The organism is Halorubrum sp. F4, from assembly GCF_027257195.1.
Classification (GTDB): Archaea; Halobacteriota; Halobacteria; order Halobacteriales; family Haloferacaceae; genus Halorubrum.
The window spans coordinates 62,303-78,664 of the sequence record NZ_JAPDFS010000006.1 but is presented as its reverse complement, the minus strand read 5'-3'; the positions used below and the strand labels follow the sequence as shown (position 1 = coordinate 78,664).

16 protein-coding genes and 2 tRNA genes are annotated in these 16,362 nt (G+C 68.7%); 11 read left to right on the top strand and 7 right to left on the bottom strand.

What is annotated here, in order from left to right; translation table 11 throughout:
- Positions 1–199: 199 nt before the first annotated feature.
- Positions 200–270: transfer RNA gene (locus OKW78_RS13615), tRNA-Gly, on the bottom strand.
- 499 nt (positions 271–769) lie between these two features.
- Between OKW78_RS13615 and OKW78_RS13610 the strand changes: the two genes are divergently transcribed.
- Both OKW78_RS13610 and OKW78_RS13605 read left to right on the top strand, forming a co-directional pair.
- Positions 770–1,294 carry a DoxX family protein gene (locus OKW78_RS13610; protein WP_281195702.1) on the top strand — a complete coding sequence of 175 codons (525 nt, stop codon included), beginning with the start codon at positions 770–772 and terminating at the stop codon, positions 1,292–1,294.
- A 13-nt stretch (positions 1,295–1,307) separates the two neighbouring features.
- Entirely contained in the window at positions 1,308–1,598 is a 291-nt protein-coding gene (locus OKW78_RS13605; protein ID WP_281195701.1) for a hypothetical protein, read from the top strand.
- Positions 1,599–1,706: 108 nt separating this feature from the next.
- Here OKW78_RS13605 and OKW78_RS13600 read toward each other — a convergent pair whose 3' ends face one another.
- The 3 genes from OKW78_RS13600 to OKW78_RS13590 all read right to left on the bottom strand — a co-directional run bounded on the left by OKW78_RS13600 (position 1,707) and on the right by OKW78_RS13590 (position 6,257).
- Complete coding sequence (locus OKW78_RS13600) at positions 1,707–2,345, bottom strand: class I SAM-dependent methyltransferase (protein ID WP_281195700.1); 639 nt, start codon at positions 2,343–2,345, stop codon at positions 1,707–1,709.
- An 82-nt stretch (positions 2,346–2,427) separates the two neighbouring features.
- Positions 2,428–4,572, bottom strand: a complete 2,145-nt coding sequence (locus OKW78_RS13595; RefSeq protein ID WP_281195699.1) for a type II secretion system F family protein — start codon at positions 4,570–4,572, stop codon at positions 2,428–2,430.
- Complete coding sequence (locus tag OKW78_RS13590) at positions 4,569–6,257, bottom strand: type II/IV secretion system ATPase subunit (RefSeq protein ID WP_281195698.1); 1,689 nt, start codon at positions 6,255–6,257, stop codon at positions 4,569–4,571. Before OKW78_RS13590 ends, OKW78_RS13595 begins: the two co-directional genes overlap by 4 nt.
- A 107-nt stretch (positions 6,258–6,364) precedes the next feature.
- Here OKW78_RS13590 and OKW78_RS13585 point away from each other — a divergent pair, with 107 nt between their 5' ends.
- Positions 6,365–6,841, top strand: a complete 477-nt coding sequence (locus OKW78_RS13585) for a DUF5793 family protein (RefSeq protein ID WP_281195697.1) — start codon at positions 6,365–6,367, stop codon at positions 6,839–6,841.
- A gap of 34 nt (positions 6,842–6,875) precedes the next feature.
- Here the strand turns inward: OKW78_RS13585 and OKW78_RS13580 are convergent, their stop codons facing one another.
- On the bottom strand, positions 6,876–7,796 hold the full coding sequence (locus OKW78_RS13580) for an SAM-dependent chlorinase/fluorinase (protein ID WP_281195696.1): 921 nt from the start codon (positions 7,794–7,796) through the stop codon (positions 6,876–6,878).
- Positions 7,793–8,311: a nicotinamide-nucleotide adenylyltransferase gene (locus tag OKW78_RS13575; RefSeq protein ID WP_122105201.1), complete on the bottom strand. Its 519-nt coding sequence runs from the start codon at positions 8,309–8,311 to the stop codon at positions 7,793–7,795. Before OKW78_RS13575 ends, OKW78_RS13580 begins: the two co-directional genes overlap by 4 nt.
- Before the next feature lie 168 nt (positions 8,312–8,479).
- On the opposite strand from OKW78_RS13575, the gene lonB reads away from it, so the two are divergent.
- The 7 genes from lonB to OKW78_RS13540 all read left to right on the top strand — a co-directional run bounded on the left by lonB (position 8,480) and on the right by OKW78_RS13540 (position 15,493).
- Positions 8,480–10,810 (top strand): ATP-dependent protease LonB, encoded by a 2,331-nt coding sequence (gene lonB / locus OKW78_RS13570; RefSeq protein WP_281195695.1) that lies wholly within the window; start codon positions 8,480–8,482, stop codon positions 10,808–10,810.
- Positions 10,811–10,910: 100 nt separating this feature from the next.
- Positions 10,911–11,693 carry a CBS domain-containing protein gene (locus OKW78_RS13565; RefSeq protein WP_281195694.1) on the top strand — a complete coding sequence of 261 codons (783 nt, stop codon included), beginning with the start codon at positions 10,911–10,913 and terminating at the stop codon, positions 11,691–11,693.
- Positions 11,694–11,795: 102 nt separating this feature from the next.
- Positions 11,796–12,992: an arginine deiminase family protein gene (locus OKW78_RS13560; protein ID WP_281195693.1), complete on the top strand. Its 1,197-nt coding sequence runs from the start codon at positions 11,796–11,798 to the stop codon at positions 12,990–12,992.
- An 81-nt stretch (positions 12,993–13,073) separates the two neighbouring features.
- Positions 13,074–13,322: a hypothetical protein gene (locus tag OKW78_RS13555; RefSeq protein WP_281195692.1), complete on the top strand. Its 249-nt coding sequence runs from the start codon at positions 13,074–13,076 to the stop codon at positions 13,320–13,322.
- Positions 13,323–13,384: 62 nt separating this feature from the next.
- On the top strand, positions 13,385–13,807 hold the full coding sequence (locus OKW78_RS13550) for a hypothetical protein (protein WP_281195691.1): 423 nt from the start codon (positions 13,385–13,387) through the stop codon (positions 13,805–13,807).
- Positions 13,808–13,977: 170 nt separating this feature from the next.
- Positions 13,978–14,862, top strand: a complete 885-nt coding sequence (locus OKW78_RS13545; protein ID WP_281195690.1) for an NOP5/NOP56 family protein — start codon at positions 13,978–13,980, stop codon at positions 14,860–14,862.
- Positions 14,855–15,493: a fibrillarin-like rRNA/tRNA 2'-O-methyltransferase gene (locus tag OKW78_RS13540; RefSeq protein WP_281195689.1), complete on the top strand. Its 639-nt coding sequence runs from the start codon at positions 14,855–14,857 to the stop codon at positions 15,491–15,493. The genes OKW78_RS13545 and OKW78_RS13540 overlap by 8 nt, the downstream gene beginning before the upstream one ends.
- 36 nt (positions 15,494–15,529) lie before the next feature.
- On the opposite strand, the gene OKW78_RS13535 is transcribed toward OKW78_RS13540, so the two are convergent.
- Entirely contained in the window at positions 15,530–15,838 is a 309-nt protein-coding gene (locus tag OKW78_RS13535) for a transcription initiation factor IIB family protein (RefSeq protein ID WP_281195688.1), read from the bottom strand.
- 105 nt (positions 15,839–15,943) lie between these two features.
- On the opposite strand from OKW78_RS13535, the gene OKW78_RS13530 reads away from it, so the two are divergent.
- A tRNA-Leu gene (locus OKW78_RS13530) sits at positions 15,944–16,028 on the top strand.
- Positions 16,029–16,362: the final 334 nt, after the last annotated feature.

Genomic DNA, 16,362 nt, shown 5'->3' with positions numbered 1-16,362 from the left:
CCCCCCCCCCCCCCCCCCCCCCCCCCCCCCCCCCCCCCCCCCCCCCCCCCCCCCCGCGGGGGTACGGGCGGAGCACGAACGAAGTGAGTGCACCGGCCGGGATTTGAACCGGAATCAGACGTGCTCGCTCACTTCGTTCGCTGCGCGCGACTGATAGGGTTCAAACCCGTCGGAGATTTCTCTCACTTCGTTCGAGAAATGCACCGGCCGGGATTTGAACCCGGGCCATGAGCTTGGAAGGCTCAGGTCCTACCACTAGACCACCGGTGCGCGTTTCTCGAAAAACGGTGCCGGAATAAGGAGTTTACCCTTTGGGCCGATGACGGCGACCCGGATCCGGTTCCGGAGTGTTCGGTCGATCCGTTCGGTGGGATCCGTCGTCTCCCCGCGCGAATCCGGGGACACGTCGGGCAGAACTCCTCCAACGCCCGCCCCGCACAGCCCCGCCCCGCACCTCACGCCCCCCCAGCCTCGCGGTTCGCGCTCTCCGAGCGCTCACCGCGTCCCTCGCGGTCGGCTCGCGGGTGCTGACGCACCCGCTCACCGGCGCGCCACCGTCCAGGCCCCTCGACGAGCGTCCAGCTCGGCCGGTCCCGTCCGAAACCACCACGAACGATCGACGATCGCGGCCGAGGTTCGACCCCAGTGATCGCCCGTCGAACTCGAGGATCGCGCGTTCTCACGCCCTCGAAACGCCTCCCAGCTGGCGGGAGTAGCCGCCGGAGTATAACTCGGTTCCGACGCAACGTCCACGCGTGAGGTGACGCCCATGTCATACCAAACGGGGAATCCCCTGACGACGGACGTCGAGTTCGCGCTGGACGGCCCGTGGACGGCCTACTGGGTCGCGTTCCTGCGCGTCGCCACCGGCTGGTGGTTCTTCCACGCCGGCGTGACGAAACTCATCGAGGACGGGCTCGCGTACACCTACGGCCCGGCGTACATGCAGGAGATGACGGGCACGGCGCTCGGCCCCATCCCGGTCTGGATGGGGAACAACCTCGCGTGGCTCATCGAGCCCGGCGTCCCGCTGTTCGAGACGCTGATCGGACTGGCGCTCATGGCGGGGGCGCTCACCCGCCTCGCCGCGTTCGGCGGGGTGATCTTCATGGTCCTGTTCTGGGTCGGCAACGCCGGCTTCGGCAACGGGGTGGTCAACGGCGACTTCATGGGCCTGCTGTTGTTCATGACGGTGATCGCGTTGGCCGCCGGCCGGTACTACGGACTCGACGCGGTCCTCGAGCGCACCGAGTTCGTCAAGCAACGTCCGAAGCTGCGGTACCTGCTCGGTTGAGAGGTGACATCCAATGACCGAACCAGACATCATCGACAGGGCGGCGATGGCACTGAGTGCCGGACTGATGCTCACGGGGATCGTCGTGCTCGGCGTGGTCGAGATCCTCGCCGGGCAACCCTACAGCCCGGTTCCGATAACCAACGACGCCGGCGAGGTCGTCGCGACCCCGCTGATCGATCCGACGCTCCGGACGGGGCTCGTACTCGCCGGAATCGCCGTGCTCGGCCTGTATGCGGCCTACAGGCTCGTGACGCCGATGCCGGAGGAAACGACGACGCGGAAGGAAGTGCCGGCCGACTGATCCGAACCGGTCCGGGTCTCCGATCCCGTTTTCGGACGCTTCGACGGACGCCCCGAGCGACGCCTTCCGTGAGCCTGAACGGCATCTTCTGTGAGCCTGAACGACGCCTCACGCGACCGGATCCGGCGCTCGGACGGTCCCGTAGCAGTTCCCGCTCGAGACCTCGACGTCGACGGCGACGAGGTCGCTCTCGCCGAGGTCCGCGGCGAACTCCTCGGGGTCGTATATGTGGTAGTACCGCGGGACCGTCTCGCCGCCGGGGAGCGTCCAGTCGACGGTCGTGTCGAACCCCTCCTCCCGATCGAACCCGTCGTGAGCCGTGCTCCACGCGCTCACGAGCGCGACGCCGTCCGGCCGGAGGACACGAGCGAGCTCGTTCAGGCTCCGGACTCGCTCGGATCGCGGCGAGAGGTGGTGCAGCGTGGCGACGTACACCGCCAGATCGACCGTGTCCGCTCCGATCGGGAGGGTCGCGGCGTCGCCGTGGACGAACGTTGCCCGATCGTCGAACCCTCGATCGCGCGCCCGACGACCCGCCTCCCGGATCAGCCCCCGACTGAGGTCGACGCCGACGGCGATCGGCGCGCGCTCGGCCAGAACTTCGGTGTGTCGTCCGTTTCCGCAGCCGACGTCGAGCGCACGGTCGCCGGTCCGTCCCTCGAGGAACGACTCGACCTCCGGCCAGGCGTACTCCCGCGTCTTCGAGAAGTGCCCGGCGATCCGGTCGTACGTCGACTGCGGGTCCATACCCGTCGGTCGAGGGCGAGGAATATAGCTCCGATGCCCTCGACGTGACGGCGGCGATCGGGAGCCCTCGGTCTCCCCTCGTTCACAGACTTCCCATCGCCGCGAAGGCGACGAGCGTGAGAGCGAGGAGGATCGCGGCGTGTTTCGCGCCGTCCCGGACGGATCCTTCGCCGAGCTGTCCGGCGACGATCCCCGAACACAGCGCCTGGATCGCCGCCGAGTGGAAGAACAGGCGTTCGTAGGCGGTCGCGTCGATGTCGCCGAGTCCGGCCGCGATCCCGCCGCCGGCTCCCGTTCCGACGCCGGTCCCGGATCCCGTGGCCGCTCCCGAGACCGACGCCCCCTCGACCGCGGGGATGAACGACACCGAGAGCGCGGCGATCACGCCGAGGAACACCAGAAACGAGATGTAGATGACGATGAGGTACGTCAACATTACTTGCCGACGCTCGCGCCGGAGCGTCCACGTCGCCCGCCCCTCGTCGGCCGCGATCCGGAGCACCGGCGCGACGTCGCCGCTCGCGTGTATCGCGTTCGTCACGAGCACGACCGCCCGCGACGTCATCGGCGAGGCGACCCGCCGTTCCATGCGGTGGAGTGCCGATGTCACGTCGGCGCCCCAGTCCATGTCCCGGCGCGTGCGCTCGAGGTCGACCGTCAGCGCCTCGAGGTCGGTCCCGGCCACGCGGCGGATGCTCGCCACGACCGAGGTCCCCGCCTCGTTGACGCTGGCGAGCCGGTCGAGGAAGTCGGGAATCGACGCCTCGATCCGACGCACTCGGCGTTTTCCGACCTCGTAGACGACCGCATAGGTCGCGAGGACGAACGCGGACGCGGCCACGATCGGTGCGTCGATCCGTGCGACGAACTCGGTCGGGCTCCCGAAGGACAGCGGGTGGACGGTAGCGACGACCCCGAGGATCGCGACCGGGACCGCGACGGCGAGGACCGCCTCCGGCGACCGCAGGACGTGTTCGACCGGCGACCTCGCCCACGAACGGACCGATCGGAACCGGTCGTACGCTCGGAGCCGCTCGCGGCTCGCCTGCCAGCGGTCGGCGACGCTCCCCCCGTCCGAACGGGTGGACGCCGCCGTCGCCGCGGAGCCCCTCGGGGAGCGGTCGGCGCGATCGCCGTCATGACCGGCACCGCGGCCGTGTGGCGTCTCGGACGTCCGGACCCGCTCGGTGCCGCCGATCCCCTGCGTGATGCTGTCGACGTACACCGCGAACCCGAACGTCGCCAGCGGGACCGCGACGTAGACGACGACGCGCAGGAGCGGGAGCGTGTCCTCCAAGACGAGCCCGATCACGACGAGGATGGTGATGAAGAAGAGCGGACCGGCGACGAGCGTCGTGACGTACGCCTCCGCGAACGTCGAGAGCAGCTCGAGGTACTGCTCCTGTTTGGTCTCCGCCTCCTCCTGGTAGCGCTCGTACTGGTCGTTGAGGAACGCCGACAGCGACCGACCGGTCCCGAGGACCGACGCGAGGTTCTCGGCGAACTCGGAGAGGTCGTCGCTCGGCGTCCGCCGCGCGGTGTGTCGGAGCGCCGTCAACACGTCGGTTCCGAACGCGTTCATCTCACGGACCGCGACCGACAGCTCCGTGGCGGCCTCGCCGTACACCGCCTCGTTCTCGGCGAGCGTGTCCATCACCCGGGGGAACGCCATCCCCGACCGCGAGAGCGCGTACACGAACGCCACGGTCCGCGGGAGGGTGGCGTCGATCCTCGCGGCGCGGGCGGTCGCGCGCTGGCTCAACAACATCCAGCGGGCGTAGTACGCGCCGGCCGCAAGCGCCGCGCCCACGGTCGCCGAGGCCACCACGAGGAGGACGAACAGCTCGAGGAGTCCGACCTCCGTCAGCCGCGTCACTCCGGCCAGGAAGGACAGCTGGGCCGGGAGTAGTTCGCTCAGGCCGTCCCCGCCGACCTCGAGCGCGGCCAGCCCCGCGGCGGCGAGGTACACGCCGATCACGCTGCCGGCGACCCCGAGGACGCCGGCGTACAGCAGGGTTCGCGAGGCGTACTCCCGATGGGTTCCGCCGACGTGGGCGGCGCGCATCAGGTCGCGCTCGCGCCGTCTTCGATCCCGGCCGGCGACGTAGTCGCCGAAGAGCGACAGCGCCAGCCTGGTGACCACCAGATCCGCCTTCGGAGACGCCCGTGACGCCGCGAGCGCGAGACAACAGGCGACGGCGACGACGAGCGGGAGATACGCGATCATTCGTCGCCGATCCCGGCGGTATCGTCGTCGCTCTCGAATCGATCGTCGTCGGTTCCGTCGTCCCCGTCGTCGACCTCGGCCCGTTCCTCGAGCCGTTCCATCACCCGATCGGCGTCCGCGTAGTACTCGTTGACGAGCGCCGTGAACCGCTTGTATCCGTTCACGCCGAGCCGGGAGAGCAGTTCGAGGAACCGCTCGCGCCGGTCGACCTCCCGGAGCAGCTCGGACCGGTTCCAGCCCCGTTCCGTCTGTATCTCCTCGAGAAGTATCGAGTCGTTGCGGCGGAACTCGTCGGTCTCCGCGCGCCACTCGAACGCGGAGGAGTAGTCGAGCTCGCCGGTTCGCCCGTCGATCCCGCCGATCTCGCCGATCGTCTTCGCCCGCCGAACCCGCTGGTCCTCCGAGCGTGTCAGCGTCTGGACCGAGAGCATGTCGAGCGACTGGACCATCGCGCGCGGGACGTTGATCGGCTCGTTCTCGAGCCGGTTGATCACGGTCTCGATCGAGTCGGCGTGCATCGTCGAGAACGTGGTGTGTCCCGTGTTCATCGCCTGGAACAGCGTGATCGCCTCCTCGCCGCGGACCTCGCCGACGATGATGTACTCCGGACGGTGTCGGAGCGCCGACCGAAGCAGGTCGTACATGTCGATGTCGCTCCCCTCGTAGCGTCGCTCGCGAGTGACCGAGGAGAGCCAGTTGTCGTGGTACAGGGAGAGCTCGCGGGTGTCCTCGATCGAGAGCACCTTCGCCCGCGGCGGGATGAACATCGAGACCGCGTTCATCGAGGTGGTCTTTCCGGAGGCGGTCCCGCCCGCGAAGATGAGGCTCTTGTTGTGCTCGATACAGAGCCAGAAGTACGCCATCTGCTCGATCGAGAACGTTCCGTACTCGACGAGGTCGATCGGGGTGAACGGCTCGTCGGCGTACTGGCGGATGGTGAACGCCGACCCGCGCGGCGTCACCTCCTCGCCGAGCGCGAGTTCGGCGCGAGACCCGTCCGGGAGCGTGGTCTCCACCATCGGGTCGCCGACGGAGACGTGCCGGCCGGACTGCTGAGCGAGCCGGATGACGTAGTTGTCGAGCTCCGACTTCGGGAACGAGACGTTCGTCTCGATGTCGGTGTACTCGTCGTGATAGACGAAGATCGGGAGGTCGTACCCGTCACAGGAGACGTCCTCGATGTGGTCGTCGTTCAGGAGGGGGTCGACCTTCCCGAACCCGCGGAAGTCGCGGTAGAGGTAGTACGCGAGCGAGTGGAACGTGTCCATTCCGGCGTCGACGCCGTATCCCTCGAGCAGCGACTCGAGCTCCGTCCGGAGCGTCTCCTCGTCGGTTCGACCGGTTCCCTCGCGGTAGAGGAGGGGATCCCGGATGTCGTCGGCGACGCGGTCGAGCAGGTCTCGCTCGAAGCCGTCGAGGTCGGGTTCGACCGCGTAGTAGCGGTGTTCGCTCTCCGTCTCGTCGTAGGTGATCACGACGTACGCGTACGGCGCGTTCACCCAGTAGCGGTCGACCTCGCGCTCGTCCGGCGGCACGGTGAACGAGGCGAGCGGGCCGTCCTCGCCCGGCCTGAAGGGACGGACCGCGAGCTCCGACCCCTGGATCATCTCCCACGTGCGCCGGAGTCGATGCCGGAACGCCTCGACGGCGTCCCCGAGTTCCTCAGCTCGTGCGTCCCCCGCCATCTCTCGTCCCCGTGTACACGGTGCCGCGGTTTAAAACGTACCCGTGCTCCGCGCGCGGGAGCGCCCGTTACGTTGATACGGCATGACCGCTAAGTGTCGAACAGGAAATGCGGCGTGACTACTTCGAGTTGACCGTCGAGGGCGTCGGGGACGGCGCCGGCGAGCCGACGACCCCGCGGGTCCGCATCGACTTCCACGGACCGGAGGGACTGCTACGCGACCGGCTCTCGAACGCGGACGGCGACCTGCTCTCCGCGAGCGAGATCGACGTGGCCTTCCGGCTTCGAGAGCCGCTCGAGGTCGGCACCGCCGAGGGCGTCGTGGGCGTGACGAACCGGTTCACGGGCGACTTCGTCCTCGAACTCAACGAGACCGCCGACGACGTCCTCCCGTTCATTCGCGCCGCCCGAGAGTCCGCCGACGCCGCCGACGCCGCCGACGGCGACGACGCGCGCTACCGCGTCGACATCGATCTCGACGGCGAGCGGCTCGTGAGCTACGACAAGGAGACGTTCCTCGTGTACGACCACGAGGGGAACCTCCTCCGGAGCGAGAGCCTGATCCCCTCGGGCGTCGAGCTGTAGGTCCCGTCCCCCCGTTTCTCCGACTCTCCGGACCTCACTCGAACTCGAACGCGACCGCGTCACCGGGCGAGAGCCCGAACGCCTCCGACCCGCATCCGTCGTTCACGTCGCACTCGACGTAGCCGTGGCTCCCCACCGTGACGAGCCGGTCGCCGACGGGTACGTCCGCGAACGTCTCGCCGATCGGTACCGGATCGCCGTTCACGCTCGCCCGGTCGCGACCGCGTACGTACTCTCCGGGGACGTTGGTGATCGCGTTCCCGAAGTCGTCGACGACGACCACCTCCCCCTCGATGGCGACGGGCTCCACGCCGAGGTCGGTGTCCGTGGCGGCTCCGTCGCCCTCCTCGCCCTTCCGGACCGTCGGTTCGGGGATCTCGACGTCGACGTACTCGTCCGTTCGGTTCAACCAGTCGGCGTCGTCGAGGACTCGACGGACCGTCCGGGCGGTGATGGTCGACGCGTCCGATCCGGCGAGTTCGTCGACGACTGCCTCTCGGAGGTCCGCGGCCGCGGGCGCGAAGACGTCGCGACCGTGGAACGTCGAACTCGCCGGGTCGAAGCCGTCGATCCGGTACACGTCGACGTCTCCGTCGTCCCCTTCCCCGCCGTTCCCGTCCCTTCCGACGGCGGCTAACGCCCGCGCCGGCGGCAGCGCGAGCCCGTTGTCGGGCGCGACGATCACGTGCGTCCCGGCGCGGACGGCGAGCGCGGCACGGTCGGTCCCGACGCCCGGATCGACGACGGCGCAGTGGACCGCCGGCGGGAACTCCGGGAGGACGAACCGTAGCCAGAAGGCGGCCGCCAGGGGGTCGCCCCGCGGGAGGTCGTGATCCACGTCGAGTATCTCGGCGTCGCTCCGTCGACGGACGACGCCCTTCATCGCCGCCGGATACGGCGAGCCGAAGTCGGACGCGAGGGTGAGGGGGAACCTCCCCGGGGCGGTCCGAGTCACTCGCCACCCGTCGCGTCGGTCTCGGCGATGCGTCGGATCCGCTCGACGCCGTCCACTTCCTCTATCACCTCGACGACGGCCTCGGGGACGAGTTCGACCCAGTCGCGGCCGCGAACCATCCGCTCGCGGAGCTCCGCGCCCTCGAGGACCTCCCGTCGGAACATCGGTGACCCTTTGACCTCGACGCCGGCCTCCTCGAAGAGCCGAACGACGAGCGGGTTGTTCGAGTACGCCACGTCGAATCGCGGGGTCATGCTCCGGACGTGGCTCACCCACACCGAGTTTCGGTCGAGGTCCTCGATGGGGACGACGTAGGTGGTGACGTCGAGGTCCTCGACGGCCTTCGTGACCATCATCACGCGCTCTCCCGCGGTGAACGGGTTGCGGGTCGTGTGCGAGTCGCCGGCGGAACCGATCCCCAACACCAGCTCGTCGACCTCCTCGGCTATCTCCTCGACCATGTGTCGGTGGCCGTCGTGAAACGGCTGGTACCGCCCGATGTAAAAGCCCCGCATGGATACACGATGCGACGGCGGGATTTATAAACCTCGTGGGACCGGAACGCGGACGTATACGGGCGTTATATGCCGATATCGGCGGTCTAACGCGTTGGGGCGCGACCGTCGCGGGGAGAAAGTATATCAGTAGCCGACCCTTCCGTCCCGATAACGGATACCGATTCTATGAGCAACGAGAAGGACACGAACGACCCGCCGGAGGAGGACGCCGCGCCCCCCGACGACTCCGCGCCCGACGGGGCGGACGAGGACGTCCGGAGTCCGTCCGGAGACGGCGAGGACGCCCCCGACGAGGAGCGTCGGGACCGCTCCGGAGACGAGGCGGACCACACGGAACCGATCGACGACGGGTTCCGCGAGCCCGAGGTCGCGCCGGTCAAGGGGGACGACCCGGGCGACGGAAGCGAACCCGAAGACGATCTCGACGTCGACGGCGACGACCTCGAAAGTGGCGACCTCGGAACAGGTGACCTCGAAAACGGTGACCTCGAGGACGACGAGGCGATCGTTCCCGCCGACGAGGGGATCGACTCCGACGACGGCGGGATCGACGACCTCGGGAGCACCGTCGAAGTCGAGGGTGCGGCGATCGAGGAGGACCCCGACGAGGACGACCTGCTCGGGGGACTCAAGATCGACACCACCTCGGAGATATCCATCCCCGACCGGCTCGTCGACCAGGTGATCGGCCAGGAGCACGCCCGCGACGTGATCATCAAGGCGGCCAAACAGCGCCGTCACGTGATGATGATCGGCTCGCCGGGGACCGGGAAGTCGATGCTCGCGAAGGCGATGTCCGAACTGCTCCCCAAAGAGGAGCTTCAGGACGTCCTGGTGTATCACAACCCCGACGACGGAAACAAGCCGAAGGTCCGGACCGTCCCGGCCGGCAAGGGCGAACAGATCGTCGACGCCCACAAGGAGGAGGCCCGCAAGCGCAACCAGATGCGGTCGCTCCTCATGTGGATCATCATCGCCGTCGTGTTGGGATACGCCCTCATCATCGTCGGCCAGATCCTGGTCGGCATCATCGCCGCGGGGGTCGTCTATCTCGTCTTCCGCTACCTGAACCGCGGCTCCGACGCGATGATCCCGAACCTGCTCGTGAACAACGCGGACACGAAGTCCGCGCCGTTCCGCGACTCGACGGGCGCACACGCCGGCGCGCTGCTCGGCGACGTCCGGCACGACCCGTTCCAGTCCGGCGGGATGGAGACGCCGAGCCACGACCGCGTCGAGGCCGGCGCGATCCACAAGGCGAACAAGGGCGTGCTGTTCATCGACGAGATCAACACGCTCGACATCCGGAGCCAACAGCACCTCATGACGGCGATCCAGGAGGGCGAGTTCTCCATCACGGGCCAGTCCGAGCGCTCCTCGGGCGCGATGGTCCAGACGGAGCCCGTCCCGACCGACTTCGTCATGATCGCGGCCGGGAACCTCGACGCGATGGAGAACATGCACCCGGCGCTCCGCTCCCGGATCAAGGGGTACGGCTACGAGGTGTACATGGAGGACACCATCGAGGACACCCCGGAGATGCGCCGCCAGTACGTGCGCTTCATCGCTCAGGAGGTCGCGAAGGACGGCCGCCTGCCGGAGTTCACCGCCGAGGCGATAGAGGAGGTCATCCTCGAGGCCAAGCGGCGCTCCGGTCGGAAGGGCCACCTGACGCTCCACTTCCGGAACCTCGGCGGGCTCGTCCGCGTCGCCGGCGACATCGCCCGCGGCGAGGACGCCGACTTCACCACTCGCGAGCACGTGTTGCAGGCGAAGGGTCGTTCCCGATCCATCGAGCAGCAGCTCGCGGACGACTTCATCGAGCGCCGGAAGGACTACGAGCTCCAGGTCTCCGACGGCTACGTCGTCGGCCGCGTCAACGGGCTCGCCGTGATGGGCGAGGACTCCGGGATCATGCTCCCGGTGATGGCCGAGGTCGCGCCCTCGCAGGGGCCGGGCGAGGTCATCGCCACCGGACAGCTGAAGGAGATGGCCCAGGAGTCGGTCTCGAACGTCTCGGCGATCATCAAGAAGTTCTCCGACGAGAACATCTCGGAGATGGACATCCACATCCAGTTCGTCCAGGCGGGCCAGCAGGGCGTCGACGGGGACAGCGCGTCGATCACCGTCGCGACCGCGGTGATCAGCGCGCTGGAGAACGTCGGCGTCGACCAGAGCCTCGCGATGACCGGATCGCTTTCGGTTCGCGGCGACGTGCTTCCGGTCGGCGGCGTCACCCACAAGATCGAGGCGGCCGCGAAGGCCGGCTGTACCCGGGTGATCATCCCGCAGGCGAACGAGCAGGACGTGATGATCGAGGAGGAGTACGAGGACATGATCGAAGTCATCCCGGTGAGCCACATCAGCGAGGTGCTCGACATCGCGCTGGAGGGCGAAGCCGAGAAGGACTCGCTCGTCTCCCGGCTCAAGTCGATCACCGGCTCGGCGCTCAAAGACCAGGGCGTCTCCGGGCCCTCCAGTCCGAGCCCGCAGTAACCGGTTCGCAGCCGGCGGGTCCCGCGTCGCGGTCGGCGGTCCGTCACCCGTCTCGGTCCGTCCCACCCCTTTTTGTACGGTCGAGGACGTACGACCCTTCATGACCGGAAAGCCGACGGTCGGCGAGTACATGACTCGGGACGTCGAGACGGTCAGCCCCGACGACACCGTGGCGTCCGTCGCGAAGCGGATGGTGGAGACGGCCGGTCACAAGGGGTTTCCCGTCACGCAGGGGCGAACCGTCGAGGGGTTCGTCTCGGCGGGCGACCTGCTCCTGGCCGACGACGACGCCCCGGTTTTCACGGTGATGTCCGAGGACCTGATCGTCGCCCATCCCGACATGAAGGTCACTGACGCCGCCCGCGTGATCTTGCGGTCGGGGATCCAGAAGCTCCCGGTCGTCGACGACGCCGACAACCTCGTCGGGATCATCTCGAACGCGGACGTCGTTCGCTCACAGATCGAGCGGGCGACTCCCGGGAAGGTCGGTAAACTGATGCGAACGCTCGAGCAGATCCACGGCGTCGAACTCGAGGAGGAGCGTCGCGAAGTCCGCCTCGAGGACCTCACGCCCACGCAGGCGCGGGTGTACGCCGACGAACTGGAGGGCAGACAGTACGAGCTCGAGCGCGGGCTCGCCGAGCCGCTCGTCGTCATCGACAACGGCGGCGCCCTCCACCTCGCCGACGGACATCACCGCGTGATGGCCGCCCACGAGATGGGGATCGAGTCGATGGACGCGTACGTCATCGTCACGAAGGCCACGGTGGAGCTCGGGATGGCCAAGACCGCGAAGAAGGAGGGGTTGGAGTCGATACGCGACATCGACGTGGTGGATTACGCGCGCCACCCGCTCGTCGAGACGACGAAGCGGCTCCAGTGACGACGACGCGGGCTCCGTCGCGTCGAGGGTGACTCACGACGGCGACGCGGCTCCGATGACCGGCTCCGGGAGCTTTTTCGAGCCCGGCGACGACTCGACACCATGTCCGAGTATTCGGTGCGCGCGGAGTGGGAACGGCTCTCGGCGGTCAGGGTGCACACGCCCGGGCTCGAGCTGTGGTCCGGAAGCCTCGCGCCCGAGGCGAACCTGTTCGAGGACCACGTCCCTCCCGAACAGGCGCGACGCGAGCACGAACAGCTCGTCGAGACGCTGGCGTCGACCCACGTCGAGGTCCACCGTCTGGCCGACGACCTCGCGGCCGGGGACGCGCTCGACGACCTGACGCGAACCGCCCTCGAGGACGGTGGCGTCGATCGAGTCGACGACGTGCTCGCGTCGTTCTCGCCCCGTGAAAAGCTCCAGGTCGTGCTCTCACGGCCGACTCTCACTCCGGAGACGACGGCGGACGGCGGGACCGACGGGGCGTCGATGACGCTCGACGCGCCGATCTCCAACGTCTACTTCCAGCGGGACACGACGATCGTCGGGGACCAGGGGCCGATCCTCTGTCACATGTCGAAGCCGATCCGGCGACGCGAGGAGCCGATCGTGAAACGGGCGTGGGAGGCGATCGGGGCGGAACCGTGCTACGAGATGACGGGCGAGCCGCTGGAGGGCGGCGAGTTCATGCCCGCCGGCGAGTTCGCGCTGCTCGGCGTCTCCGCCGAGATCGACGGCGAGGAGCACGTCATCCGGACGAGCTACGAGGCCGGCGAGCGCCTCATGCGCGACGGAGCGGTCTCGTACGACGAGTTCGGTCTGGTGCGCGCCCCGTTGGAGGCGGACCGGCGGCTGCGGCGGGATCGCGGGTTCGGCTCCCGGGTCATGCACCTGCTCGGCTGGTTCAACATCGCCGCCGAGGGTCTGGCCGTGCTCGACGCCGACCTGGCCGAGGCGGCCGACGTCGACGTCTACCGCAAGCGCGGCGACGTTTATGAACACAGCCACACGACCTCGACGCTGGAGTACGTGCGGGACGAGAAGGGGTTCGACGTTATCGACGTCGCCGACGGCGAGCGGTGGCCGACCAACTTCCTCGCGATCGACGACGGCACCGTGATCCCGCTTTACGAGCCCGACGAGAACGGTTCGTACCGGCCGGAGGACAACCCCACGATCGAGGCGCTCCGCGACCGAGGGGTGGAGGTCCTCCCCGACGGCGTCGGGATCCCCCGGGCGGCGCTCACGAACGGAGCCGGCGGCCTCCACTGTATGACGACGCCGATCGCGCGGGAGTAGCGTCGGCGGCATCGAACGGATCGCCACGACCGTGGCGATCCGACGAACACCTTTTTGTAAACGAACCGAGTAATTCAGGACATGGGACGAATCAGAACTGCGGTCTCCCGGGCGAAGTACGCCGCCGTCGGCGCGGCGATCGGTGCGGCGATCGGCGGACTGATGAACCGGAACGCGGCGAGTACCGGCGGCGCGCTCGGCGGGCTCGCCGGAGCAACGGTCGGTGAGATCCGGTCCGGGGGCAGCCTCCTCGACGGCGGATGGCCCGGATCGGACGTTGTTGAGGAGACGACCGACGGTGCCGACTTGCCGTCGCCGTCCGACGACTGAGTCGTCCCGCTCCGCTTCGGGTCGTCGTCGAATCGTCACCGTCGAAATAGAGAGGACACACGATGGATATCCGTCGCTGGACGCCGTTCACGTTCATCGCACCCGATCGCTACGTCGACCGCGGCGAGCGGTGGGAGGAGTTCGATCTCGAGGAGTGGTCACGATCGGAGTACGACTGGACGCAGGACCCCTGGAACGGATTCCGGGATTTCGCCCGCCGCCCGCACGAGTGCGTCGAGGCGGGGCGCGGCGACTGTGAGGACTACGCGCTCGTCGCCCTCTCCTGGGCGGTCGCACACGAGCGCGAGGGGGTCGGCATCGCGTTCTGTTGGGACCCTCCGTACCCCTGGCCGCGACACGTGATCGCGTTCGACGACGAGCGCGTGTATTCGTCGGGTAATATCGTCCAGACGAGCGTCGACGAGTGGGTGGCCGACTCCAGGTACGCGTTCTCGGTCAGACGACGCGTCAGTGGCTCGGAGTGAGTGACGAGGTCGCGGGCGGAAGCGACGAGATCCGGATGGAGGGGCGGCGCACACGTCACGGGAGCCGGACCCGTTCCGATGGGATCCGCCGGGTAGGCACCGACAGGCAGGGATACCTATTCACCGACACACCGGGATACCTATACGAGTTCGCCCGCAGTGCTCCGAGTATGACGACCGACGAGAGCGACGCGGGCTGGTTCGCGTCCGTTCCGCCCGACGACCCCGACGCCGCCCGCGACGCGATCGAACGCGGGAGCGCCGAGTCGCCCGCGAACTGGCCGCGTCTCGCCGTCGAGACCGGCTTCGCGGACGACGCTGACGACTACTACGACCGGCTTCACGAGGCGAGCCTCCACGCCACCCGCGAGGCCGTCGCGGAGCGCGAGCGCGCGGACGACCAGCAGCTGATCCACGCCGTTCGCGCCATGGACGACTGCGAGCGCGTCGCGAACGAGCTCGCCGAGCGGGCGACCGAGTGGGCGGGAAGCCGCTTCGACGACGTGGATCCGGGGATCGCGGGGGCTCGAGATCTCGCCGAGCGGGAGCCGAGCGGCGACCTCGACGGACGGGTCGTCTCGCTTTCGGCTCGAGCGGCCGCCCTCGCCGACGAGCGGGACGCGTTGGCGGCGACGATCGACCGGATCGCGCCCGCGGTCGCGCCGAACCTCGCGGACATGGCCGGCCCGGAACTCGCGGCGCGGCTGATCGCGCTCGCGGGCGGGCTGGAGCCGCTGGCGAAGAAGCCCTCGGGAACGGTCCAGGTGCTCGGCGCGGAGGACGCGCTGTTCGCGCATCTCTCCGGGCGAGCGCCCTCGCCGAAACACGGGATCATCTACACCCACGAGTTCGTCAGGGGAACCCGCCCCGAAGACCGCGGGTCGGCCGCGCGGGCGCTCGCCGGAAAGCTGGCGCTCGCGGCACGCGCCGACCACTACTCGGGGGAGTACCGCGAGGTGCTCCACGAGGACCTCCGCGAGCGAATGGCGACGATCCGGGCGCGGGCGGACGCGGACGGAGATGCGGACGATGGGTCGGAGGGCGACGATGCCTGATCCCGCCCTTCCCGACGGGGTCGAGCGACGCGAGTTCGGCGTCGAGACGCGGCTGGCGACGCGCGGGTCGCCCGTCTACGGCGAGCCGACCGCCGGCGAGTGGCGCGCGTGGGACCCCGAGCGGTCGAAGCTCGGCGGGATGCTCGAACTCGAGTTCGACACCGGCCTCTCGGGCGGCGAGACGGTGTTGTATCTCGGCGCGGCCGCGGGCACGACAGTCGGCCACGTCGCCGACTTCGCCGGACCGACCTATGCCGTAGAGTTCGCCCCCAGACCGACGCGGGACCTGCTCGACGTGGCCGAGTCCCGCGACCGGCTCTTCCCGCTGTTGAAGGACGCCCGGAAGCCGGAGACGTACGCGCACGTCGTCGAGAACGACGTCGACGCGATCGTTCAGGACGTCGCGACCCGCGGGCAGGCAGCAGTGGCGACGCGGAACGCGCGCTTCCTCGCCGACGACGGGCGGCTGTTGCTGGCGGTGAAGGCCCGCAGCGAGGACGTCACCGCCGAGCCGGACGACGTGTTCGCGGACGTGCTCGCGGAGTTAGAGGGAACCTACGAGGTGCTCGAGGCCGAACGGCTCGACCGATTCCACGAGGATCACCTCGGGATCGTAGCGACGCCGCGGTGAGGTGAACTCGGGGCGCGAAACGGGAGACCGGGAACCTCACCACGTCGGCGGCGAGAATCCGGCGTTCTCGAGGAGCGGTTTCCACCGTTTCTGGACGGAGAGCCGCGAGACGTCCATCGCGTCGGCGACGGCGGACTGGGTGCGTTCCTGGCTACGGATCAGCGCGGCGGCGTAGAGGCTGGCGGCGGCGGTCGCGGGCTTCGAGCGCTCCTCGTCGGGTACTGCGGAGAGGAAGAGGTCGATCGCGGTCGAGCACGCCTCGTCGTCGAGGTCGAGGTCGGCGCAGGCCTCCTCGACGCGTTCGATCCACTCGGCGTTGTCGACGCGGTCACTCGCCCGGTACATGTACCGGGGTTGGCGACCGACGTACAAAAGCGGTGCGTGCGGGAGGCCGGTGGGTTCGGGGTCGTTCGTCAGGTTCTTGAGTCGCTTTCGCGTACGAGCGGTCGCGCGCGGGTTGCCGAGCCAGGCCAAAGGCGTAGCGCTTAGGACGCTATCCCGTAGGGGTCCGCCGGTTCGAATCCGGTCCCGCGCATACCGTCTCGAACGAACGTGAGAGACGTGTATGCACGAGAGGATTCGAAGCAGGGAACGGAGCGAAGCGGAGTGAGCGGGGTTCGAATCCGGTCCCGCGCATGACGAGGCGCGAGCGAAGAGAGCGCCTCGGGAACGCGAACGGCGAGCACGGCGAGCCGTGAGCGAACCATGAGCGAAGGGAGGGGTTCGGACCGTGAGCACGGGAAACACCTCCAAAGCCCCAGCCACGACGACTCGCGCGCTTTGCTGTGCTCCTCGTCACTCGTTTCACTCGTTCCTGTGGTGCTTGCGGCAGCGTGCTTCGTCCTCGCGGCAGCGAGGCGCTCCGCGCC